Annotated in this window: 20 protein-coding genes and 4 tRNA genes; 15 read left to right on the forward strand and 9 right to left on the reverse strand. The window is 57.4% G+C overall.

Annotated elements, in window-relative coordinates; all coding sequences use genetic code 11:
• Positions 1–10 precede the first annotated feature (10 nt).
• Positions 11–958: a 4-hydroxy-3-methylbut-2-enyl diphosphate reductase gene (ispH, locus tag ACIPY9_RS21820; protein ID WP_025261870.1), complete on the forward strand. Its 948-nt coding sequence runs from the start codon at positions 11–13 to the stop codon at positions 956–958.
• An 8-nt stretch (positions 959–966) separates the two neighbouring features.
• Here the strand turns inward: ispH and ACIPY9_RS21825 are convergent, their stop codons facing one another.
• Entirely contained in the window at positions 967–1,467 is a 501-nt protein-coding gene (locus ACIPY9_RS21825; RefSeq protein ID WP_400706380.1) for a GspH/FimT family pseudopilin, read from the reverse strand.
• Positions 1,468–1,598: 131 nt separating this feature from the next.
• Here ACIPY9_RS21825 and ACIPY9_RS21830 point away from each other — a divergent pair, with 131 nt between their 5' ends.
• The 7 genes from ACIPY9_RS21830 to thiO are packed head-to-tail and all read left to right on the forward strand — an operon-like array spanning position 1,599 to position 8,537.
• The gene (locus tag ACIPY9_RS21830) at positions 1,599–2,069 is read left to right on the forward strand and encodes a GspH/FimT family pseudopilin (RefSeq protein WP_400706383.1); all 471 of its coding nucleotides are present in this window, start codon (positions 1,599–1,601) and stop codon (positions 2,067–2,069) included.
• Positions 2,069–2,584, forward strand: coding sequence for a type IV pilus modification protein PilV (gene pilV, locus ACIPY9_RS21835; protein WP_400706386.1), 516 nt, complete (start codon positions 2,069–2,071; stop codon positions 2,582–2,584). The genes ACIPY9_RS21830 and pilV overlap by 1 nt, the downstream gene beginning before the upstream one ends.
• A complete protein-coding gene (locus tag ACIPY9_RS21840) occupies positions 2,581–3,285 on the forward strand; it encodes a PilW family protein (RefSeq protein WP_400706389.1) in 705 nt (234 codons plus the stop codon). Before pilV ends, ACIPY9_RS21840 begins: the two co-directional genes overlap by 4 nt.
• A 13-nt stretch (positions 3,286–3,298) precedes the next feature.
• Positions 3,299–3,799, forward strand: coding sequence for a PilX N-terminal domain-containing pilus assembly protein (locus ACIPY9_RS21845; protein ID WP_400706392.1), 501 nt, complete (start codon positions 3,299–3,301; stop codon positions 3,797–3,799).
• Entirely contained in the window at positions 3,786–6,989 is a 3,204-nt protein-coding gene (locus ACIPY9_RS21850; RefSeq protein ID WP_400706395.1) for a pilus assembly protein, read from the forward strand. The genes ACIPY9_RS21845 and ACIPY9_RS21850 overlap by 14 nt, the downstream gene beginning before the upstream one ends.
• Before the next feature lie 12 nt (positions 6,990–7,001).
• Positions 7,002–7,403, forward strand: coding sequence for a type IV pilin protein (locus tag ACIPY9_RS21855; protein ID WP_400706398.1), 402 nt, complete (start codon positions 7,002–7,004; stop codon positions 7,401–7,403).
• Between the two features lie 27 nt (positions 7,404–7,430).
• Entirely contained in the window at positions 7,431–8,537 is a 1,107-nt protein-coding gene (gene thiO, locus ACIPY9_RS21860) for a glycine oxidase ThiO (protein ID WP_400706401.1), read from the forward strand.
• A gap of 90 nt (positions 8,538–8,627) precedes the next feature.
• On the opposite strand, the gene ACIPY9_RS21865 is transcribed toward thiO, so the two are convergent.
• The 4 genes from ACIPY9_RS21865 to ACIPY9_RS21880 all read right to left on the reverse strand — a co-directional run bounded on the left by ACIPY9_RS21865 (position 8,628) and on the right by ACIPY9_RS21880 (position 12,956).
• On the reverse strand, positions 8,628–9,971 hold the full coding sequence (locus ACIPY9_RS21865) for a sigma-54-dependent transcriptional regulator (RefSeq protein WP_400706404.1): 1,344 nt from the start codon (positions 9,969–9,971) through the stop codon (positions 8,628–8,630).
• Between the two features lie 2 nt (positions 9,972–9,973).
• Entirely contained in the window at positions 9,974–11,566 is a 1,593-nt protein-coding gene (locus tag ACIPY9_RS21870; RefSeq protein WP_400706407.1) for a sensor histidine kinase, read from the reverse strand.
• Positions 11,556–11,795: a PP0621 family protein gene (locus ACIPY9_RS21875; protein ID WP_400706410.1), complete on the reverse strand. Its 240-nt coding sequence runs from the start codon at positions 11,793–11,795 to the stop codon at positions 11,556–11,558. Before ACIPY9_RS21875 ends, ACIPY9_RS21870 begins: the two co-directional genes overlap by 11 nt.
• A 138-nt stretch (positions 11,796–11,933) precedes the next feature.
• Positions 11,934–12,956 (reverse strand): outer membrane protein assembly factor BamD, encoded by a 1,023-nt coding sequence (locus ACIPY9_RS21880; protein ID WP_400706413.1) that lies wholly within the window; start codon positions 12,954–12,956, stop codon positions 11,934–11,936.
• A 151-nt stretch (positions 12,957–13,107) separates the two neighbouring features.
• On the opposite strand from ACIPY9_RS21880, the gene rluD reads away from it, so the two are divergent.
• From rluD to ACIPY9_RS21915, 7 genes are all read left to right on the forward strand, one after another.
• On the forward strand, positions 13,108–14,070 hold the full coding sequence (rluD, locus tag ACIPY9_RS21885; RefSeq protein WP_400706416.1) for a 23S rRNA pseudouridine(1911/1915/1917) synthase RluD: 963 nt from the start codon (positions 13,108–13,110) through the stop codon (positions 14,068–14,070).
• Positions 14,067–14,795 (forward strand): peptidoglycan editing factor PgeF, encoded by a 729-nt coding sequence (gene pgeF, locus ACIPY9_RS21890; protein WP_400706419.1) that lies wholly within the window; start codon positions 14,067–14,069, stop codon positions 14,793–14,795. The genes rluD and pgeF overlap by 4 nt, the downstream gene beginning before the upstream one ends.
• Before the next feature lie 170 nt (positions 14,796–14,965).
• Positions 14,966–17,530 carry an ATP-dependent chaperone ClpB gene (gene clpB / locus ACIPY9_RS21895; protein ID WP_400706422.1) on the forward strand — a complete coding sequence of 855 codons (2,565 nt, stop codon included), beginning with the start codon at positions 14,966–14,968 and terminating at the stop codon, positions 17,528–17,530.
• A 305-nt stretch (positions 17,531–17,835) separates the two neighbouring features.
• Positions 17,836–17,911, forward strand: a tRNA-Asn gene (locus tag ACIPY9_RS21900).
• A 32-nt stretch (positions 17,912–17,943) separates the two neighbouring features.
• Positions 17,944–18,020: transfer RNA gene (locus ACIPY9_RS21905), tRNA-Pro, on the forward strand.
• 5 nt (positions 18,021–18,025) lie between these two features.
• Positions 18,026–18,101: transfer RNA gene (locus ACIPY9_RS21910), tRNA-Lys, on the forward strand.
• 95 nt (positions 18,102–18,196) lie between these two features.
• A tRNA-Pro gene (locus ACIPY9_RS21915) sits at positions 18,197–18,273 on the forward strand.
• 339 nt (positions 18,274–18,612) lie between these two features.
• Here ACIPY9_RS21915 and ACIPY9_RS21920 read toward each other — a convergent pair.
• From ACIPY9_RS21920 to ACIPY9_RS21935, 4 genes are all read right to left on the reverse strand, one after another.
• The gene (locus ACIPY9_RS21920) at positions 18,613–19,911 is read right to left on the reverse strand and encodes an NAD(P)/FAD-dependent oxidoreductase (protein ID WP_400706425.1); all 1,299 of its coding nucleotides are present in this window, start codon (positions 19,909–19,911) and stop codon (positions 18,613–18,615) included.
• A 66-nt stretch (positions 19,912–19,977) separates the two neighbouring features.
• Positions 19,978–20,151, reverse strand: coding sequence for a DUF3094 family protein (locus ACIPY9_RS21925; RefSeq protein WP_400706428.1), 174 nt, complete (start codon positions 20,149–20,151; stop codon positions 19,978–19,980).
• 36 nt (positions 20,152–20,187) lie between these two features.
• On the reverse strand, positions 20,188–20,697 hold the full coding sequence (locus tag ACIPY9_RS21930; RefSeq protein ID WP_400706431.1) for an MOSC domain-containing protein: 510 nt from the start codon (positions 20,695–20,697) through the stop codon (positions 20,188–20,190).
• The gene (locus tag ACIPY9_RS21935) at positions 20,694–21,323 is read right to left on the reverse strand and encodes a DUF1780 domain-containing protein (protein WP_400706434.1); all 630 of its coding nucleotides are present in this window, start codon (positions 21,321–21,323) and stop codon (positions 20,694–20,696) included. The genes ACIPY9_RS21930 and ACIPY9_RS21935 overlap by 4 nt, the downstream gene beginning before the upstream one ends.
• Positions 21,324–21,816: the final 493 nt, after the last annotated feature.

Below are 21,816 nucleotides of genomic sequence, written 5' to 3' on the forward strand. Positions count from 1 at the left end.
GAGGCACAGCATGCAAATCAAACTCGCCAACCCCCGCGGCTTCTGCGCCGGTGTGGACCGCGCGATAGAAATCGTCAATCGCGCTCTGGAAGTGTTTGGTCCGCCGATCTACGTGCGTCATGAAGTGGTTCACAACAAATTCGTCGTCGAAGACCTGCGCGCCCGTGGTGCGATCTTCGTCGAAGAGCTGGAACAGGTGCCGGATGACGTCATCGTCATTTTCAGTGCCCACGGCGTCTCCCAGGCGGTACGCGCCGAAGCGGCTGGCCGTGGTCTGAAAGTGTTCGATGCAACCTGTCCGCTGGTGACCAAGGTTCATATCGAAGTCGCCCGTTACAGCCGTGATGGCCGCGAATGCATCCTGATCGGCCACGAAGGCCACCCGGAAGTCGAAGGCACCATGGGGCAGTACGACGCCAGCAATGGCGGTGCGATCTACCTGGTGGAAGACGAAGAGGATGTCGCCAACCTGCAGGTTCGCAATCCCGACGCTCTGGCTTTCGTGACCCAGACCACCCTGTCCATGGACGATACCAGCCGGGTGATCGATGCCCTGCGTTCGCGTTTCCCTGCCATCGGCGGGCCACGCAAGGACGATATCTGCTACGCCACGCAAAACCGTCAGGATGCGGTCAAGCAACTGGCCGATGAGTGCGATGTGGTTCTGGTGGTGGGCAGCCCCAACAGCTCCAACTCCAACCGCCTGCGCGAGCTGGCTGAACGGATGTCGACACCGGCCTACCTGATCGACGGGGCCGAAGACATGCAACGCAGCTGGTTCGACGGTATCGAGCGCATTGGCATCACCGCCGGGGCGTCTGCGCCGGAAGTCCTGGTGCGAGGCGTGATTCAGCAGTTACAGGCCTGGGGCGCGACCGGCGCGGATGAGCTGTCGGGTCGCGAAGAGAACATCACGTTCTCCGTTCCCAAGGAACTGCGGGTCAAATCCCTGCCGTAAATGGCCGCTCAGGAGCAGGCGTCTGTGGTTACCTTGGCATCCACGACCCTGACTCTGCCGGTTATGGCCACTATCACGCGATAGTGGCTGACGGGCTGATCCCTGATACAGACATGGAAGGTGCCATTGGCGGCCTTTTTAAGTCCGCCCAGGCTGCTGAAGCTGAGATATTCTGCAACCTTGCTGTTGCCGATAATCCGTGCTTTTCCATCGATGGCACGCTCGATAAGTAATGTATCGTCCTCACTCGGGCCGTTGCCTTTAGGGTCAATAATGATTCGCCACCCTTTGCTCCAGTCACCCTCCAGGGCATGAATGGTCACCACCTGACTGTGCATGATGGCGGCAGCCCGCGCGGAGCGTATGCCGCTGGCCAGTTCCTGAGCGGCTGTCAGTCTTCTGTTGGCGTCGATAAGGTCGGAAAAGGGTGGGCTGGCGACATTGGCCAGAATGGCCACGAGGGCAATCACGATCAGCAGTTCGACCAACGTGAATCCTGCATGCTTCATTGTTTTTCCTCCCTGGAAAACCGCGTACAAATGCCATCCGGGCATTCGTCATCACAAAACAACCGTATATCCTGCTGGATATTTTCAGGCATCGCTGCTGCCTTATAGTCGTAACGTCTAGGAGACACCCAATGCGTTATATGTCCAAGGGCTTCAGCCTCGTCGAATTGTTAGTCACTATTTCCGTGGTCGGAATCGTGGCTGCGATCGCCATTCCGAGTTTCACCAGCACGATACAGAGCAACAAGGTCGATACGGAGCTCAATGACCTGCAGCATGCGCTCAACTATGCGCGTCTGGAGGCGATAAACCGGGGTGTGACCGTGCGTATTGCGCCCACCAGCGGAACGGCCTGGAATACGGAATTACAGGTCTATCTGGCTTCTGATACGGGATCGTCTCCGACTGTGTTTCGTAAAGTTGCCGCCATGAGCAGTGGGGGCACGCTGACGGCGACCAACGTCACAGGCATTGAATTCAACAATCTGGGCGGTCTTTCTACTCCTGCCTCTGCGGTGGCCATGACCTATACGCGGGGCTCGACCACCAAGATCATGAATATCTGTTTGACTGGCCGGATCATTCTGGGTGGAAGTTGCTGATGCTTGATGGAATCCGATATCGCCAGACTGGCATGACACTGATCGAGGTGCTGGTCTCGGTGCTGATACTGGCCATTGGATTGCTGGGAGCGGCAGCCATCCAGCTCAATGCGCTCAAGTACACCGACAGCTCGACGATGACCAGTCAGGCGAGCTTCATCGCCTACGACATGATGGATCGCATCCGGGCGAATGTGGATGGCAATGCGGTCGCCAACGGTACAACCAACATACTGTCGACCTATGCCCTGGCGAATCTGACGGCAGCCCCGGCAGCCAACCTGAACAAGGCCCGGGATCAAGACTTGTATGATTTCAAGATCAACGTCACCAGTTTTGGCGGTTCCACGGCAACGGGCAGCATCGATGTCAGCGGCGCACCTGCCGTCACCATCACCATTTCATGGGATGACACTCGTGCTGCGGGCTCCAGCGCCGTGGCATCCGGCAATACGGCGGCGAGCACTAACATGCAGACGTTCACCCTGACCTCACGTATCGGGGTGAACCCATGAAGAAGTCATCCAGAGGTTTCGGCCTGATCGAGATCATGGTGGCTCTGGTGCTGGGCCTGGTGGTCAGCATGGGCATCATCCAGATATTCACGGCCTCCAGAGGGACGTTCCTTAACCAGAATGCCTCGGCCCGCATGCAGGAGGACGCACGCTTTGTGTTGAGCAAGCTGGTGCAGGAACTGCGCATGACGGGGATGTATGGTTGTCTGGGCTTCAGCAGCTATGTGCCGATATCGCCGGCCATTGCATGGCCTGCTGCTCTCGACAATCCCATCCTGTGGGACAACACCAACAAGACACTGACTCTGGTGACCTCTGATGTCGGTACTACCGGCACGTCTCCGACCTGGACCATCGTTTCCGACTGTCAGACCTCTTCGCAGCTTTATTCCGGGGCCAAAACGCCAGGAACAGGGCAAACGGCTTTCCCGATGCGCCAACTGGTCTACACCCTGACCGGTACCAACCTGACGGTCAAGTTCGGTACAACGGGAACTGCGCAGCCCCTTCTGCAGAACGTCAGTGCCTTCGCGGTTTCCTTTGGCATGGCAGGTAGCCCCTTGTCCTATACCAGCACTATTACTGCGGCCTCTGCTGCCGATATACGCAGTGTACGGATCAGTCTGACCCTGCAAGACCCCGATGGGCGGGTCAAGAACCAGCAATACAACGTGGTTGCCTACCTGCGTAATCGCTTTTAAAGGGCCGTATGCAATGAAGACAAAGCGGTTTTGCATCATGCCGACATTTCCGGCCCGACAAGGCGGGATGGTATTGCTGGTCAGTCTGGTCTTTCTGTTGCTGCTGACCTTGCTGGGGATTTCCTCCATGCAGAACGCCACCTTGCAGGAGAAGATGGCGGGCAGTGTGGCAGTACGCAATCAGTCCTTTCAAAAGGCCGAAGCGGCGTTGCGTCTCGGGGAGTCGGCCATTCAGGTGGTCGGTTTCACGATGAACAAATGCACCAATACCACGACATGCGCACCTCCTGCGGAGTCGACCACACTGACGGCGGCAGGCTCGAATGGTACATCCGGAGTGAGCTGGGTATCTGCCGCAGGAGGCTTTTATGGCATCCAGAACCTTGGGACGACATCAACCCCGATAAAACGCCCACCGACCTGTACTGGCACCGTTACGCTTTACCGTGTCACGTCAGTCGCGATTCAAGGCACAACGAGAACGGTGCTGGAGAGTATCTATGCCAATTGCTAAGGCGTTTCGCCGTGGTATGAAGTTTTTCCATGGCGTTCTTCTGGCGCTTTATCTGGCGGCCCCGGCCTATGCCTTTACTCCGGCGCAGGTCCCCCTGTTGAGTGCATCGGCGGTTGCGCCCAACCTGATGTTGATGGTGGATAACTCGGGGAGTATGTACAACATCATCTGGGCGTCGGGGTTCGATTCGACGGTGACGACTCGCCCGGCGATTACCTATGCGCAGTTATATAGCTGTGGTTGGAGTACCTGTAGCCGGTATGTATCGATTCAGGGCGACGATACACTTATTTTGAGTTCGACAGGTTCCAATGGCTGCTCAAGTAATTACACTTATCTCTTTCGGGGAACTACAGCATATTGTCTCTTATTACCCGATCCGGCCGGTGATGCGAATGAGAGTTCCACACGTTATACCGCCGACTATCTTTCCTATCTGATCGACTTGACCCGGGCGAGCAATACGACGGTCAAGAACTTTACGATCAACAACATCATCCCCAACGACTACCGCATGAATGTGGCGCGTAACGTTTCCTTGAACCTGGTTGCCAACAATAAAACCCTCAGGATAGGTCTGGCCAGTTTCAACCCGCCAAGCGGTTCCGACTCCGGGCCGGGCGGCAAGATCTCCAAGGAGGTCGTGGATCTTTCTCCGGTGGCGAGCACGACTTATAACACCGCCGGTGTCTCGCAAGATCAGGCCAATAAAAACCTGGATGCTCTGAATACGGCGATCAGGGCCTTGAGAGGAGACTCAAATACACCCTTGGCGGAAACGTATTATGAAATAACGCGTTATTTTCGCGGGATGACGCCTTATTACAGTTACAGCGGGGCACCTTCCACTTACACCAGCCCCATTCAGTATCGGTGTCAGAAAAACTTTGGTGTGGTCATTACCGATGGTTTGCCTACCTACGACCGATCGTTTCCAACAAATGATCCGGATGATGTTGCCAATACCTCTCGGTCATTGCCCAACTGGGACTTGAATGCTGCGAATGACGGAGCCAACCTGAGCGGTGACGGTGAGGGCGATACGCTTTATCTGGATGATATTGCCAAGTTCGCCTATGACATCGATATGCGTAAAGCAACCAGTACACCCTCGACGGACCTGACCAAAAGAAGCTGGGATAACGATGGGTTCAGCCAGCAGAACATGAGCACTTATACCATTGGCTTTACTGCTGCCAACCAAATGCTCATTGACGCTGCCGATGATAATCACGGACACGGCAAGTATTTTCAGACCAATGACAGTGCCAGTCTGAACAGTGCATTGAACCTCGCCTTGAGTGATATCTATGCCAAGGCCGGATCGGGTGGCGGCGGTGTATCCAGCTCGTCTACGCTCCAGGCAGGTACCCAGTTCTACCAGACGCTTTATGACCCTACCGACTGGCATGGCACTATCCGGGCCTACAACCTGGACGCAACAACCGGGGCCTTGAGCGGGCCGGTATGGACGACGGATACCACGGTTCTCAGTGGCTCCACGGCTCCGACCTTCGAGTCCTGGAGTACAGGGACCATTCCCTCGAAAATCACGCTGGACTACGCCAACTTCAGCCCGGCACAACAGCTCGCTTTCAACTCGACCTTGCCGACAGGGGTGACCGGGCCGGAGGTCATTGCCTGGGCCAAGGGCACTGCAAACTCCAAGTTACGCACGCGTACCCGTCTGCTGGGCGATATCATCAATTCCCCTCTGGGAGCCGGATTGCCTACCGAGAAGACGGCTACCGACCTGGTGGGGGATACCACTTACACCACGTACCTGGCCACAAAGGCCAGTAGTATGACTTATAGCCTTCTGGCCAATGCCAATGATGGCTTATTCAACGTGATCAATGCTTCTGACGGAAGCAGGCGATATGCCTATATGCCTTCCACGTCGCTGGCCTCTCTGGCGACCATCTCGGCGAGCAGTTATGGCTCCGGTGTTCACAAGTTCACGGTCGATGGGCAGATTGCGGTTTTCGATACCCAGTTAACCTCGGGGTCGGCATGGCGTACCGTTGCTTATGCCGGCCTGGGGGCCGGTGGCAAGGCTTTCTTTGCCATCAAACTGTTTGAAGGCACCAGCAACACGGTGGGAGCCTTGTGGGAAGTCAAGGCGCCCGACACGTCGGATACCAGCAACAAGTTCAATAACCTGGGGTATTCCTATTCCAAGCCTGATGTGGCACGAATGGCTGACGGGACCGGCATCGTTGTTGTGGGCAATGGCTATGGCAGCTTTACCGGCCGGGCCTCGCTGTATGTGCTCAATGCCAATACCGGCGCGTTCATTACGGAAATCCAGACGCCTCTCATCGACAGCAGCGAGACCGACAACGGTCTGTCTTCGGTCAAGCTGCGGGTCAACTCACAGAACGTGGTCCAGGCGGCCTATGCCGGGGATCTCAAGGGACGTCTCTGGAAGTTCGACATGAGCGGTGCGGCGGCTTCCAGCTGGAAGGTCGCCTTCAATGGCGTGCCTCTGTTTACGGCTCCCCGAGGCGCGAACCAACCCATCACCGTCCAGCCCTTGCTGCTGGATCACCCGCTGAGCGGGAAGCTCGTTTATTTCGGGACCGGCAAGTTCAGCGAAACCACCGACAAGCAGACCAGTGCCCTGCAGGATTTCTACGCCATCTGGGATAACGGGTCCGGTAACATCGTGGAAAGCAACTTGCAGGCCCAGGCAGTCAATGGATCTGTAACCGGCAACGGCAGCACTTATTTCACCTCCACCACCAACGATGTGGACTGGGCCAGCAAGAAGGGCTGGTACATGCCATTGGCCACGGCATCGCCTTATCTGGGCGAGCGAATCATCTACCCGGCACAGACCTCACGTGGCCGTATCATTTTCACGACGGCTTCGGTGAACTCCACCGACCCGTGCGAAAGTACGGGGACCGGACGTCTCTTCGAGCTGGATGCCGCCACAGGCAGCATGCTCAATTATCAGGTGCTCGACACCAATGGCGACAACGATATCACCAGTGCCGATACCCTCGTTGCAGGTCTGGGGATCGGTACCGGTATTCCGGTGGTGGCTTCCATCGTTGCCGGTACGAATGGCAACAACGACAACAAATACCTGATCGACTCCAGTGGCGGTACACCCACTAAACTGCTTGAGAAAGGCGGGAGCGCCAACGTCTATCAGCGCATCATGTGGCGACAAATTCAGTAGGGAAGGTGATTCATGCGAACGGCATCCAAAGGCTTTACCTTGATCGAACTCATGATCGTGGTGGCGATTATCGGTATTCTGGCGGCCGTTGCGTACCCCAGTTATGTCGAGTACACGAAACGTAGCCAGCGGTCGGCCATTGCCAGTCTGCTTTCCGAGCAGACACAAGCGCTTGAGCGTTTCTTTTCGAGAAATGGCACTTATGTTGGAGTGCAGGGTTTAAGCGGGGGCAACAGTTATTACAAGATTGACTCGGCTCCGACGGCTACAGACTTCACGTTGACGGCTTCGCCTCTCTCCGGCTCGCTCATGAACGGTGACAAATGCGGCAATTTCGTCATCAAGAATACCGGGGCGATCAGTAATACAGGCGCTTCCAGCGGTGTAACAACCAAGGACTGCTGGGGGCGTTAACTCCTTTTCCTTTGTCCAGAGACCAAAATGCACAAGCAACATGTCGTGATCGTCGGTGGTGGTGTTATCGGATTGTTGACCGCCTTTAATCTCGCCGCCGAAGTGGCCAGTGTCGTGTTGCTTGACCGTTCCGGTGTCGGTCAGGAGTCTTCATGGGCCGGCGGCGGGATTGTGTCGCCGCTCTATCCGTGGCGTTACAGCCCGGCAGTCACTGCTCTGGCGCACTGGTCGCAGGATTTCTATCCGCAACTGGCCGAGCGGCTTTTTGCCCAGACCGGTGTGGACCCCGAAGTTCACAAGACCGGGCTCTACTGGCTGGACCTGGATGATGAGCATGAGGCGCTTGCATGGGCGCAGCGTGAACATCGCCCGCTGAGCCGTGTCGATGTTTCGGCCGTTCATGATGCCGTACCGGTATTGGGGGCAGGGTATTGCAGTGCGATTTATATGGCCGACGTGGCCAATGTGCGCAATCCGCGTCTGGTGAAATCCCTCAAGACAGCCTTGCTGGCGCTGCCCAATGTAGATATCCGCGAGTGTTGCGAGGTCCAGGGCTTTGTCCGTGAGGAAAATCGTATTTTGGGTGTGACCACGGCTTCGGGAGACATCCTGGCGGATCGGGTCGTCCTGGCCGCAGGTGCCTGGAGTGGCGAACTGCTCAAGACGTTGGGGCTGGAGTTGCCGGTTGAACCGGTCAAAGGCCAGATGATTCTTTACAAGTGCGCGTCCGACTTTTTGTCGAGCATGGTGCTGGCCAAAGGGCGGTACGCGATACCGCGTCGTGACGGGCATATTTTGATCGGCAGTACGCTTGAGCACGAAGGCTTCGACAAAACCCCGACGAATGCTGCATTGCAAAGTCTCAAAGCCTCTGCAATTGAATTGATTCCCGAACTGGCAAACGCCGAACCGGTTGCTCAATGGGCCGGATTGCGCCCTGGCTCGCCCGAGGGCATCCCGTTCATTGGCTCACTGGAAGGCTTCGACGGACTCTGGCTGAATTGCGGGCACTACCGCAATGGTCTGGTGCTGGCGCCTGCGTCCTGTCAGTTGCTGACGGACTTACTGCTTGAGCGCGAGCCGATTATTGACCCTGCGCCCTATGCGCCCGGACGAATTCCCCGATATCTGTAGGAGCGAATTCATTCGCGAGGGGCCAGTAAGCCTGACAAACATTCAACGTCTGGAATACCGCCTTCCCGGATAAATCCGGTCCCACACATGTCAATCCAGCCCCAGTTTTTTCAAGCGGTAGCGCATCGATCTGAATGAAAGGCTCAGGCGCTGTGCGGCGGCAGTCCGGTTCCAGCGGGTTTCCTCCAGCGCTTGCAGGATCAGCTTGCGTTCGATGCTTTCCAGATAGTCTTCCAGATTGTCGATATCGGCCAGGTTGGGGCCGTCGTGTTCCTGCGGCGCCGTGGATTCGGCAAGACGCAGATCGCTGGCGTGAATCTCGTCGTTTTCACAGAGTGTGTAGGCGCGCTCCAGCATGTTTTCCAGTTCGCGCACATTGCCGGGGAAGCGATAGCCTTTCAGGGTCTCGAGTGCATGAGGATGAAGGCGTGCCACAGCTTGTCCACAGTTCGTGGCCAGACGCTGCAGGACCGTGTCGACAAGCTGATCGATATCCTCACGGCGCTCACGCAGAGGCGGCACCCGGAGCTCGATGACATTCAGGCGGTAATACAGGTCCTGCCTGAAACGTCCGGCAGAGACTTCGGCACTCAAGTCCTTATGGGTGGCACATAGAATGCGCACATCCACGACCTGTTCCTGCTGGCCACCGACGCTACGAATGGACTTTTCCTGTATGGCCCGCAGCAGTTTCACCTGCATGGCCAGTGGCAGGTCGGCGACCTCATCAAGAAACAGCGTGCCGTTATGGGCTGCCTGGAAAAGACCGGGCTTGTCTTCATGAGCGCCGGTAAAACTGCCCTTGCGATGGCCGAAAAACTCGCTTTCCATGAGTTCAGACGGGATGGCACCGCAGTTGACCGGTACAAAGGGTTTATCGAGGCGTGACCCCTGCTCATGGATCAATCGGGCGACCAGTTCCTTGCCGCTACCCGACTCACCACTGATGTAGATGGGAGCCTGGCTGCGTGCCAGCTTGCCGATCTGTTTGCGCAAGGCGCGCATGGGAGGGGAGTTGCCCAGCAGGCGGCTGTCGATGCTGCGTTCTGTCTGGGCGGAAGCCGGGTGCAGGCGCAAGGCGCTGCTGACCAGTTCACGCAGCCTGTTCAGATCGACGGGTTTGGTCAGGAAGTCGAATGCACCGGCCTTGAGGGCATGAATGGCCATGTCCAGACTGCCGTGGGCCGTGATCATCGCCACTGGCGTCTGGGGAAAGGCCTGCTGCATGTGCTGAACCAGTTCCAGGCCGTTACCGTCGGGCAGACGCATATCGGTCAGACATAGGTCGAATGGCTCTCGCGCCAGCCATTCACGGGCTTCGGTGACATTGCGGGCGCTTCGGGTGTCGAGTTTCATGCGCCCAAGAGTGATCTCAAGGAGTTCACGAATGTCCGGCTCATCATCGACGATCAGGATCTTTTGCCTTTGATTCATGCTCAGCTCAATTTGAACGGGTGGGCGAATGTGATGCGCAGGCAACTGCCACCCTCGGCACGAGGGGTGTAATCCAGATGTGCCTGATTGCTTTCGCACAGTTCGCGGGAGAGGTAGAGCCCAAGGCCCGTACCTTTGCTTTCTGTCGTGAAGAAGGGCTCGAAGAGTTTGGCCAGATACTGTTCGGATACACCTGGCCCGTCATCGAGCACTTCCAGGGTTGGCAGGTCGCTTTCGGTGTCGTGATACAGGCGTAGCCAGACTTGCGCCACATCATGATGCCTGCCGCTGTAGCGTAAGCCGTTCTGCAGCAGGTTGGTCAGGATCTGGGTCAGTTGTTCCGGGTCCATGCGTGTCGTCAGCATGCCTTGACCCAGTTCGAGATGGGTCAATTCATCCGGCGGTGCGGAGCTGCGAAAATCCGCCACGAACCTTTCCAGCCAGGTTTTCAGGTCAAGCAGCTCGGGCACGGTTTCACGGCGTCGAGAGAGTTGCAGGACGTTCTCGATCACCACGTTGATACGCCGTGACTGGTCGTGAATGATCTGCCCGAGCCGTCGATCCGGCGTCGAGAGCTCTTCCGATTCATTGAGCAACTGTGCGGCATGGCTGACAGCGCCCAACGGGTTGCGAATCTCGTGGGCAATGCCGGCAGTCAGACGGCCCAGTGCGGCCAGCTTCAGTTGTTGGGCCTGATGGGAAATCTGTGACAGATCATCCAGGAAAATCAGCGTCTGACGTTGCTCTCCACGGTTGAGTGCGGCAAAGCTCGGCTGAAGGATCGGGCCGATGGCAGACGTCGAGATGCTCCGGGGTTCCATGATGGGGTTGATCAGCCATTGCCTGAGACGATCCACCAGTTGGGGAGAGTACTGATCGATGACCTTGCCCACGAGCTGTTCATGGCCCAGTAGCGCCAGCGCGCCCTGATTGGCCAACAGGACCTGGCGACGGGAGTCGAGCACCAGAATGCCTGTGCGCATCCGTTGCAGGATCAGGGCATTGAGCTCTTCGAGATTGTCGACATCGGCGGCTCGCTGCTCGGCCAGTACCTCGCTTACCTGCATGCGGGCCGTCAGGGCCTGGACCAGCAGGGCTGCAGCAAAACACAGTGCGCCCAGCGTACTGGCCTGTACGTAGTCGTTGGAAACCGAAGGTGTGTCGATGCTGAGGTAGAAGGTCAGGTAAATGATGCCGATGGCTGAAACGGCTGCGATCAGAAGGCCGATGCGTCCACGTAAAAGCACATTGCTGATCGCAACCGAAGCAATCAACAGGTTGCCGATACCGCTCGAGGGGCCACCGGCCGCGTAGAACAATCCTGACAGCATCACGGCATCCGTGAGGGCCAGGCTAAACAGTTGGGCCTTGTGGCTGGGGCGCTCAAGCAGCACCACCACCAGAATGTTGAACACCAGATACAGCCAGCAACCGGCCCGGAACAGGTTCAGGTTGGACAGTTGCAGCAGTTCGGTGTCCAGATCGCTGGACACCAGCAGCACCAGCACGATGCCGATGGTCAGTCGATAGAGGTGATACAGCCGCAGGATCCGTTGCGCTTGAGGGCTGCCGAGTGAAAGCGTCTCAGCGGTCACGAGTCGCGGGGCCTTCTAGCCTGTGCGCTTCGCTGCAATACCATTGTTGTTCCTGGCTCAATGCACGGTCACGAGGAAGATGAACGCCACAATGGGCGCAACGCACCATCGGGGAAGCGTCGGCTTCCGGTGGTTCTGCAGGTTTTCGTGGGGCGGGTGGGTTGAGCAGGCGTTTGATGAACCACACGGCTGCCGCGATCAGCGCGACCCACATAATTAAGCGAACCATGACTCTCGGCTTAGTGATTGAAGAGTCAGCAGTGTAGCCAAGGAGCAGGCGGGCGGACAGGGGGCAATCGGTAGGAGCGAATTTTTCGCGATCACATATTTTCGCGAATGAATTCGCTCCTACGGTACTGCGTTTGTCTTAGTCGAACAGACCGAATGTCATGTAGCTGAACCAGGAACGGCTCTTGTCGCCTTTCGCTTCTTCAGCTTCTTTGGCCTGCTCATCCAGTTCGGCCTGGTTTTCCGGCAGCAATTCCTTCGGAATGGCGTCCTTGGCATCCTGATACTGCTTCTGGATGTCCTGGTTGGCGCGGGTTTCACCCGGTGGCAATGGCGCGCTGCCATTGATCAGGCCCAGTGTTGCCTTCGACAGCCACGAGCGGTTGTCGGCTTCGGCCTGACGAGGTGTGAACTGGCCGTCAGCCAGTTGCGGGTGGTTCGGGTAGTTGGCTTTCAGCACTTCGAGGCTGGTGGCCGCCAGATCGTCGAGGTGCAGGCGCTGATAGGACTCGACCATCACCGCAAGACCGTCACCGACCGAAGGGGTCTCCTGGAAGTTTTCCACCACGTAGCGGCCACGGTTGGCAGCGGCGACATAGGCCTGACGGGTCAGGTAGTAGTCCGCTACGTGAATCTCGTAGGCGGCCAGCAGGTTGCGCAGGTAGATCATGCGCTGCTTGGCGTCCGGCGAGTAGCGGCTGTTCGGGTAGCGGCTGGTCAGCTGGGCGAATTCGTTGAACGAATCACGTGCGGCACCCGGGTCGCGTTTGGTCTGATCCAGTGGCAGGAAGCGCGCCAGCAGGCCGACGTCCTGGTCAAAGGAGGTCAGTCCCTTCATGTAGTACGCGTAATCGACGTTAGGGTGTTGCGGATGAAGACGAATGAAACGCTCGGCAGCGGATTTCGCGGCTTCGGGCTCACTGTTCTTGTAGTTCGCGTAAATCAGTTCGAGTTGTGCCTGATCGGCATAGCGACCGAAAGGATAGCGTGACTCCAGTGCCTTGAGTTTCTCGGTGGCGCTGTTGTAGCTGTTGTTTTCCAGGTCGGCCTGCGCCTGCTGGTACAGCTCTACTTCACTGAGGTTCTCGTCGATGACTTCCTTCGACGAACAGGCCGCAGTCAGTGCGAGGATGGCGATCAGCAGCAGGTGTTTCACTTGCATGGCGGCTTGCGTCCCTATAACGGCCTGCTGTCTTGGGCGTGGCCGTCCTGTTATGATGAACGCCCCGCAAGACCCGCGGGGCAAAAGACGCCGTATTTAACCACAAGCGCGCCGCCGAAACCAAAGGCTAGCCGCGCCTTCTAGTCTGGCCATGTCCGAAAATATAGAACTTCGCGCAGAGGTGCCGTCCGAATTGGGCGGTCAACGCCTCGATCAAGTCGCCGCACAATTATTCGCCGAGCACTCGCGCTCGCGCCTTTCCGCCTGGATCAAGGACGGCCGCCTGACCGTGGATGGCAACGTCCTGCGTCCGCGTGACATCGTTCACGGTGGTTCGGTCCTGCAACTGATCGCCGAGCAGGAAGCCCAGGGCGAGTGGGTTGCCCAGGACATCGAACTGGATATCGTCTACGAGGACGACCAGATTCTGGTGATCAACAAGCCTGCGGGCCTTGTGGTTCACCCGGCTGCCGGCCATGCCGACGGCACTCTGCTCAATGCCTTGCTGCATCATGTGCCGGACATCGTCAATGTGCCGCGTGCCGGTATCGTGCATCGTCTGGACAAGGACACCACCGGCTTGATGGTGGTGGCCAAGACGATCCAGGCCCAGACCCAACTGGTCGCACAACTGCAAAAGCGCAGCGTCAGCCGCATCTATGAATGCATCGTCATCGGTGTCGTCACCGCTGGCGGCAAGATCGACGCACCGATCGGGCGTCACGGCCAGCAGCGTCAGCGCATGGCGGTGATGGAGGGCGGCAAGCAGGCGGTCAGTCATTACCGCGTGCTCGAGCGTTTCCGCTCCCACACCCATGTGCGGGTCAAGCTGGAAACCGGCCGTACTCACCAGATTCGTGTCCATATGGCGCATATCAACTATCCACTGGTTGGTGATCCGGCTTATGGCGGTCGTTTCCGCATCCCGCCAGCCGCGAGCCCGACCATGGTCGACTCGCTGAAGAACTTCCCGCGTCAGGCCCTGCATGCACGTTTCCTGGAGCTGGATCATCCGACCACCGGCAAGCGCATGAGCTGGGAATCGCCACTGCCGGACGATTTCGTCTGGCTGCTGTCGTTGCTCAAGCAGGATCGCGAGGCGTTCATCGGGTGAGTGACTGGCTGATTCCTGACTGGCCTGCGCCTGCGCAGGTCAAGTCCTGCATCACCACCCGTTCGGGCGGAGTCAGCCAGGCTCCGTTCGACCGTTTCAATCTGGGCGACCATGTCGGTGACAGCCCGGATGCCGTCGCCAGCAATCGTCAGTTCCTGTCCTCACGCCTTGGGGTTCAACCGGCCTGGTTGAGCCAGGTGCACGGCATTGTTGTCGCGCATGCCGATCCTTCCTTGACCGTTGAGGCTGATGCAAGCTGGACCGACACGCCGGGTGTAGCCTGCACCATCATGACTGCCGATTGCCTGCCCGCGCTGTTCTGCAATCGCGATGGCACCCGTGTCGCTGCTGCGCACGCCGGCTGGCGTGGTCTGGCCGCGGGAGTGCTTGAGGAGACGGCCCGCAGTTTGAAGGTCGCGCCCGATGAGGTCATGGTCTGGCTCGGCCCTGCCATTGGTCAGCCTTCTTTCGAGGTGGGACCAGAGGTCCGCGAAACCTTCATCGCCACTCATCCCCAAACGGTCGAAGCCTTTATTCCCAGCGTCAATGCCGGGCGCTTCATGGCCGATATCTACGCCCTTGCGCGTTTGCGACTGGCCGCCTATGGTGTTTCATCAGTCTACGGTGGCGGGCTGGACACGTTCACTGACTCGCGTTTCTTTTCCTACCGCCGTCGTTCCAGTACAGGCCGTTTTGCCTCGCTGATTTGGATAGATCAGGCCTGATACACGTCTCGCGTCCGCAGGCCGTTCCGGCCAGCTTCTGTGCCGGGCTGATTTGCATCAATCACGTCACGCTTGAAACCCGCAGAATCGTCCGCATCTAACTGACTATCCAGCAGGTTTTCGTTATAGGTGTGTCCATTGCTCCGGCCTGCTTTGAAGGAAGGTGACTAATGCGTATCGATAGATTGACCAGCAAATTGCAATTGGCTTTATCAGACTCTCAATCCTTGGCGGTGGGGATGGACCATCCCGCCATCGAGCCTGCGCACTTGATGCAGGCCTTGATCGAACAGCAGGGTGGGTCCATCAAGCCCCTGTTGCTGCAGGTAGGTTTCGACATCAATAGCCTGCGCAAGGAGTTGAGCAAGGAACTCGACCTGCTCCCGAAAATCCAGAATCCTACCGGCGACGTCAACATGTCGCAGGATCTGGCGCGTCTGCTCAATCAGGCCGACCGTCTGGCTCAGCAGAAAGGCGACCAGTTCATTTCCAGCGAGCTGGTGTTGCTCGCCGCCATGGACGAGAACAGCAAGCTGGGCAAGTTGCTGCTCGGTCAGGGTGTCAGCAAGAAGGCGCTTGAAAACGCCATCAATAACCTGCGCGGCGGTGGCGCGGTCAATGACCCGAACGTTGAAGAGTCACGCCAGGCGCTGGACAAATACACCGTCGACCTGACCAGGCGTGCCGAAGAAGGCAAACTCGACCCGGTGATCGGGCGTGACGATGAAATCCGCCGGACCATTCAGGTCCTGCAACGTCGGACCAAGAACAACCCGGTGCTGATCGGTGAGCCCGGCGTGGGCAAGACGGCCATCGCCGAAGGGTTGGCGCAACGCATCATCAATGGTGAAGTGCCTGACGGTCTCAAGAACAAGCGCCTGTTGTCGCTGGACATGGGAGCGTTGATCGCGGGTGCCAAATACCGTGGCGAGTTCGAGGAGCGTTTGAAATCGCTGCTCAACGAATTGAGCAAGCAGGAAGGCCAGATCATCCTGTTCATCGACGAACTGCATACCATGGTCGGTGCCGGTAAAGGTGAAGGCTCCATGGATGCGGGCAATATGCTCAAACCCGCTCTGGCCCGTGGTGAGCTGCATTGTGTCGGCGCGACCACCCTCAATGAATACCGCCAATATATAGAGAAGGACGCGGCCCTTGAACGTCGCTTCCAGAAGGTGTTGGTGGAAGAGCCAAGCGAAGAGGACACCATCGCGATCCTGCGTGGCCTGAAAGAACGTTATGAGGTTCACCACAAGGTCGGTATTACCGACGGTGCAATCATTGCGGCGGCCAAACTGAGTCATCGTTACATCACCGACCGCCAGTTGCCGGACAAGGCCATCGACCTGATCGACGAAGCCGCCAGCCGCATCCGGATGGAGATCGACTCCAAGCCTGAAGTGCTGGACCGTCTTGAACGTCGCCTGATCCAGCTGAAAGTCGAATCCCAGGCGCTCAAGAAAGAAAAGGACGAGGCGGCGATCAAGCGCCTGGAGAAGTTGCAGCTCGATATCGAGCGCATGGAGCGCGAATACGCTGACCTTGAAGAGGTCTGGGCTTCTGAAAAGGCTGAGGTGACCGGTTCTGCGCAGATCCAGCAGAAGATCGAGCAGTCACGTCAGGAACTGGAAGCCGCACGGCGTCGTGGCGACCTGAACCGCATGGCTGAATTGCAGTACGGCATCATTCCGGATCTGGAGCGCAGCCTGCAGATGGTCGACCAGCACGGCAAGCCTGAAAACCAGTTGCTGCGCAGTCGGGTGACCGAGGAAGAGATCGCGGAAGTCGTTTCCAAGTGGACAGGCATCCCGGTGTCCAAAATGCTTGAAGGCGAGCGTGAAAAACTGCTGAAAATGGAAAGCCTGCTGCATCAGCGCGTGATCGGGCAGAGTGAAGCGGTGGTCGCTGTGGCCAGTGCCGTGCGTCGTTCCCGTGCCGGGTTGTCCGATCCGAATCGACCAAGCGGTTCATTCATGTTCCTTGGCCCTACCGGTGTCGGCAAGACCGAGCTGTGCAAGGCGCTGGCCGAGTTTCTGTTCGACACCGAAGAGGCCATGGTGCGAATCGACATGTCCGAGTTCATGGAGAAGCACTCTGTCGCTCGGCTGATCGGTGCGCCGCCGGGCTATGTCGGCTATGAAGAGGGCGGGTATCTGACCGAGGCGGTGCGTCGCAAGCCTTATTCGGTGATCCTGCTCGATGAAGTCGAGAAGGCCCACGCAGATGTTTTCAACATCCTGCTGCAAGTGCTGGAGGATGGCCGTCTGACGGACAGTCACGGCCGTACGGTGGACTTCCGTAATACCGTGATCGTCATGACCTCCAACCTGGGGTCGGCGCAGATTCAGGAACTGACGGGAGATCGTGAGGCTCAGCGAGCGGCGGTGATGGATGCGGTCAGCACGCATTTCCGTCCGGAGTTCATCAACCGGATCGACGAAGTCGTGATCTTCGAGCCTCTGGCACGGGATCAGATTGCGGGCATTACTGAAATCCAGCTGGGCCGCCTGCGCAGTCGTCTGGCCGAGCGCGAGTTGACCCTGACACTGAGCCCGGAAGCCCTCGACAAGCTGATCGCCATTGGCTACGACCCGGTGTATGGCGCACGACCTCTCAAGCGTGCGATTCAGCGCTGGATCGAAAACCCGCTGGCTCAACTGATCCTGTCCGGTAGCTTCGTGCCGGGCTCCAGTATCACGGGCAAGGTGGTGGATGACGAAATCGTCTTCGGCTGATTGCTTTCTATCTATATAGCTGCGGTTGATGGAAAGGGCTCTCCTGGTGAGGGCCCTTTTTCATGGCGATGGGGAAGGGCCGGGAATCGGGTTTCGGTGAGGCGAAAAGGCGATCTGAAAAAAAATCGCAAATCATTGTCTTAAAAGCAATTTAGAGGGTTGACAGGTGTTTTTGAAAATGTAGAATAGCGCGCCTCAGAGACGTGAACGCAACGTTGCAAACGAAGCGTAAAGGTCAAAGAGATTGAATTAACGAGTTAACAGCGAGTTGATTCAAGGCCGTAAGTTGAATCTGAAATCAAAGTTCCGCGATAGCTCAGTTGGTAGAGCAAGTGACTGTTAATCACTGGGTCCCTGGTTCGAGTCCAGGTCGTGGAGCCAGATTTCGATAAAGGATTCAATGCTGTTTCAGTCGGGGTATAGCGCAGTCCGGTAGCGCGCCTGCTTTGGGAGCAGGATGTCAGGAGTTCGAATCCCCTTACCCCGACCATATTTGGGTCGTTAGCTCAGTTGGTAGAGCAGTTGGCTTTTAACCAATTGGTCGTAGGTTCGAATCCTACACGACCCACCATTTTTGGTTCCAAATTAATTTTGAAGCCGAATCTTATAGATTCAATGCCAGTTGTATTGAATCGCAGGCAGCTTGTTGAGGTGTCTTGATTTCAACGGGGTATAGCGCAGTCCGGTAGCGCGCCTGCTTTGGGAGCAGGATGTCAGGAGTTCGAATCCCCTTACCCCGACCATATATATTGAAAAATGCCTGGTTTCAGCTTAATTGCTAAAGCCGGGCATTTTTCTTTTCTGCGTTATAAAAGCTTACTGAATCCGCCCCCACACAGTAGGAGCGAATCGGGCGGCGATCCGCTCATTCGCGAACAAGCACAGCGCTCATAAAGCGCTGTGCATCGCCGTGGTTCTGTACGAAAAGTCGGCGAGCGAAGGTCGGGCAAGGCAAAAAACGGCGAGGAACGGTCGGAGTCGCGCTCGACTTGACGGGTTGTCAATGAGCATTCCGATCGGACTCGCGCACGAGCCGTTTTTTAACGCAGCATGACCGAGCGCAGCCACTTTACGTACAAAACCTAGTGCAGTTTCATTCTCGGCTCGGTGCCTTTACCGATTCGGCTTCCGAGCATCAGCATCAGGGTGCGGAAGGTGCCATACAGCGCCATCTGGTGCATGCGATACAGCGAGATATAGAACATTCGGGCCAGCCATCCCTCCAGCATCACGCTACCCATCAGATTCCCCATCAGGTTACCCACCGCCGAGAAGCTCGACAGCGAGATCAGGGAGCCGTAATCCTGATATTTGTATTCCGGCAATGCCTTGCCTTCGATCCGCAGACGCAGCGACTTGACCAGCAATGAAGCCTGCTGATGCGCGGCCTGGGCGCGCGGCGGAACATTACGGTCGGTGCCTTTCTGTGGGCAGGCTGCGCAATCGCCAAAGGCAAAAATGTTTTCATCCCGTGTGGTTTGCAGAGTCGGCAATACTTGCAACTGGTTGATACGGTTGCTTTCCAGGCCGTCGAGCTCGTGCAAAAAGGCTGGTGCCCGAATGCCTGCTGCCCACACTTTCAACACGGCCGGGATAACCTGACCGCTGGCAGTGACCAAACCTTCGGCGGTCACTTCGCTGACTGACGAGTTGGTCAATACCGTGACACCCAGCTTCTCCAGGGTTTTATGCACAGGCCCGCCAATGCGCTCCGGCAGGGCAGGCAATACCCGTGGGCCGGCTTCGATCACCGTGATGCGCAGGTTCTCCGGTTTGATCTGGCCCAACCCGTAAGCGGCCAGCTCATGAGCCGCGTTGTGCAGTTCGGCTGCCAGCTCGACGCCTGTGGCACCGGCACCGACGATGGCCACGGTGATTTCCTGGGTGCTGTCGGCCTGACCGGCGTGAGCACGCAGATAATGGTTGAGCAGTTGCTGGTGGAAGCGTTCTGCCTGTTTGCGAGTGTCCAGGAACAGGCAATGCTCGGCAGCACCCTGGGTGCCGAAATCATTGGTGGTGCTGCCCACGGCCAGCACTAGCGAGTCGTAACCCAGGCTGCGTGCCGGCACCAGCTCTTCGCCGTTCTCATCCTGTGTCGCCGCCAGATGAATCTGACGGTTTTCGCGGTCGAGCCCGGTCATGCGTCCGAGCTGGAACTGGAAGTGATTCCACTTGGCTTGAGCGACATAGTTCAGCTCGTCCTCATAGGAGTTGAGCGAGCCGGCGGCGACCTCGTGCAGCAACGGTTTCCAGATATGCGTCAGATTGGCGTCTACCAGCGTAACGCTGGCCGTGCCTTTCTTGCCCAGGGTTTTACCCAGGCGGGTCGCCAGTTCCAGACCGCCAGCGCCTCCGCCAACGATGACAATACGATGAGTCATAAGGATTACTCGGAAGGTTTAAGGAATTCGGGGGTGAGAGCTCGATCTTCGCGAGCGCAAGGCAGCTCATAGCGTCAGATAGCTCAATAAACGGCTCAACAGGCCCAGGCCGATGACCACGACAAGCACCAGAACAAGGAGCAGCCAGGGCCGAAAAGGCCGACGCTCGACTTGATGCTGGGGCGCTTGAAGGTAGTGTTGGACACGTCTTTGGTCGTCGGGGTTCAGGCGGCTGCTCATATTTGCCTCGTCGTGGACGGTGTCTGCTGTCGGTACTTATACCGCTGGATACTCCAGTGGTTCGACGTACAGCATGTCGTCCAGTCGGATGATGCCACTTTGTATCACTCGGGCGGTAATTCCGCCATGGCCACGTACAGCCTGGAAGGTACCATGCCCAAGGCGCTGCTCCAGCCGGGCACACGGCTGACACCAGCCAGTGGTCTCCAGAATTGCCTGGCCGACCCTGAAGCGTCGGCCCTTGAGGCTGAACAGGTTGATGCCGCTGATGACCAGATTGCGACGCAGATCCTGCGGCGTGATGGGGTTATCCACAGGACGATTCAGCAATGAACTGACCACGGCCAGGTGTTCCCACTGAATCAGCGTCACCTGCCGGGCATTGCGCGGGCCGGGACGCGAATGGTCACCGGTCAGCCCGGCTTCGCGACGGGCTTCTACTGCCTCCAGCTCGATCATGTCGGCACGTGATTGCGGGCGCACACCGATCCAGCGGACCGTGCCCCGTTGAGGGACATCGGCCAGCAGTTCCTGCAAGGGGCTCATAAACTGATTCCAACATCGAAGACGACACTGCGCCCCAGGTTGGTTCGTAGAAAATCCGGGGCATCCGGGTGAGCGAACAATACCCGGGCGAAGGTCGGGCCGACCAGCGATAACGAACGCCAGCCCTGGCGCAGGTACTCGGTCGGAGGAGGGAAATGACTGTTGAGGTCCAGCACTTCGCGTTTGAGACTGGCAAAAGCGATGATGTCCAGCTCTCCCAGATCCAGGCCGCGCTCCCGGTAATTGCTGGCTTTCTTGCGCAACGTGGGAGCCAGCCTGCGCAACAGCTCCGAGGCCGGAATACGCTTGGGCTTGGCTTCCCGGCGCACCAGTTGGCTCAGGGAAAACGCACTGCGTCGTCGTTCCAGCTCTTCGCGCCATTCATCATTGAGGCGTCGGCCTTCATCCAGCACAAAGAACACCTCAAAACAGGCATCCCGGAACAGAACGTCAGGAGGCTCCTGGCCCGCCGGCAGAAAGTCCTCATTGCGATAGCCAATGTTCAAGCCTTGCAGCAAGCGCTGACAAACCCAGCGCTCACGCTCCCACTTTCTCGCATTGGAAAGGAAGGAGTTGGCTTGTTCGGCCTGGATCGTGAGCAGGCGTAAATAGTCTGAGTCATCCATGAGCCCAAGCTTAGCGTCCAAATGTGAACGTGAAAAATAAAGTCTGTGGTGTTTTTGCGAGTTTTTTCAGGGGGCTGGAAAGAAGACATCATGGATGTTCAGTGATTCGGTATCTGCGGATGTTCAGAACTTCCGGGGTTTGAACTGCTCAATCGAGACGGCTCATGACGCACACAACGCGTGTGTATTTTCTAGTCTGATCCGCTTTTTTCTCCCTCACCTGAATCTGTACCGAAACTCATCCTCTCCTCGACAATACCCACACCGCAGCAATGCCTAAAGACATCTGACGGTAAAGTCTCTAACCGACTCAATTTCCGCTGTACCGCAAACCTATTCTCATAGGAGGCCTGAAATGGCTAAGCTTGCCTTTTTCCTGATCGGCTTTTTGGTCCTGACTGTCCCGTCCTGAATAAGGTTTACACCTCCCATCCCGAATTTCCGGAGAGTCAGATGGAGCAAGGTGTAAAGCGCACACAGCGTGATTACTCAC

Source organism: Pseudomonas sp. NPDC089734, assembly GCF_044748865.1.
Lineage (GTDB): Bacteria > Pseudomonadota > Gammaproteobacteria > Pseudomonadales > Pseudomonadaceae > Aquipseudomonas.

Coding starts and splice junctions, on each gene's coding strand:
- ACIPY9_RS21825 (WP_400706380.1), bottom strand. CDS start 1,467: ATGAAGCATGCAGGATTCACGTTGGTCGAACTGCTGATCGTGATTGCC.
- thiO (WP_400706401.1), top strand. CDS start 7,431: ATGCACAAGCAACATGTCGTGATCGTCGGTGGTGGTGTTATCGGATTG.
- ACIPY9_RS21935 (WP_400706434.1), bottom strand. CDS start 21,323: ATGGATGACTCAGACTATTTACGCCTGCTCACGATCCAGGCCGAACAA.
- ACIPY9_RS21920 (WP_400706425.1), bottom strand. CDS start 19,911: ATGACTCATCGTATTGTCATCGTTGGCGGAGGCGCTGGCGGTCTGGAA.
- ACIPY9_RS21845 (WP_400706392.1), top strand. CDS start 3,299: ATGAAGACAAAGCGGTTTTGCATCATGCCGACATTTCCGGCCCGACAA.
- pilV (WP_400706386.1), top strand. CDS start 2,069: ATGCTTGATGGAATCCGATATCGCCAGACTGGCATGACACTGATCGAG.
- ACIPY9_RS21840 (WP_400706389.1), top strand. CDS start 2,581: ATGAAGAAGTCATCCAGAGGTTTCGGCCTGATCGAGATCATGGTGGCT.
- rluD (WP_400706416.1), top strand. CDS start 13,108: ATGTCCGAAAATATAGAACTTCGCGCAGAGGTGCCGTCCGAATTGGGC.
- ACIPY9_RS21850 (WP_400706395.1), top strand. CDS start 3,786: ATGCCAATTGCTAAGGCGTTTCGCCGTGGTATGAAGTTTTTCCATGGC.
- ACIPY9_RS21830 (WP_400706383.1), top strand. CDS start 1,599: ATGCGTTATATGTCCAAGGGCTTCAGCCTCGTCGAATTGTTAGTCACT.
- ACIPY9_RS21930 (WP_400706431.1), bottom strand. CDS start 20,697: ATGAGCCCCTTGCAGGAACTGCTGGCCGATGTCCCTCAACGGGGCACG.
- ACIPY9_RS21875 (WP_400706410.1), bottom strand. CDS start 11,795: ATGGTTCGCTTAATTATGTGGGTCGCGCTGATCGCGGCAGCCGTGTGG.
- ACIPY9_RS21865 (WP_400706404.1), bottom strand. CDS start 9,971: ATGAATCAAAGGCAAAAGATCCTGATCGTCGATGATGAGCCGGACATT.
- ispH (WP_025261870.1), top strand. CDS start 11: ATGCAAATCAAACTCGCCAACCCCCGCGGCTTCTGCGCCGGTGTGGAC.
- ACIPY9_RS21855 (WP_400706398.1), top strand. CDS start 7,002: ATGCGAACGGCATCCAAAGGCTTTACCTTGATCGAACTCATGATCGTG.
- ACIPY9_RS21880 (WP_400706413.1), bottom strand. CDS start 12,956: ATGCAAGTGAAACACCTGCTGCTGATCGCCATCCTCGCACTGACTGCG.
- ACIPY9_RS21925 (WP_400706428.1), bottom strand. CDS start 20,151: ATGAGCAGCCGCCTGAACCCCGACGACCAAAGACGTGTCCAACACTAC.
- clpB (WP_400706422.1), top strand. CDS start 14,966: ATGCGTATCGATAGATTGACCAGCAAATTGCAATTGGCTTTATCAGAC.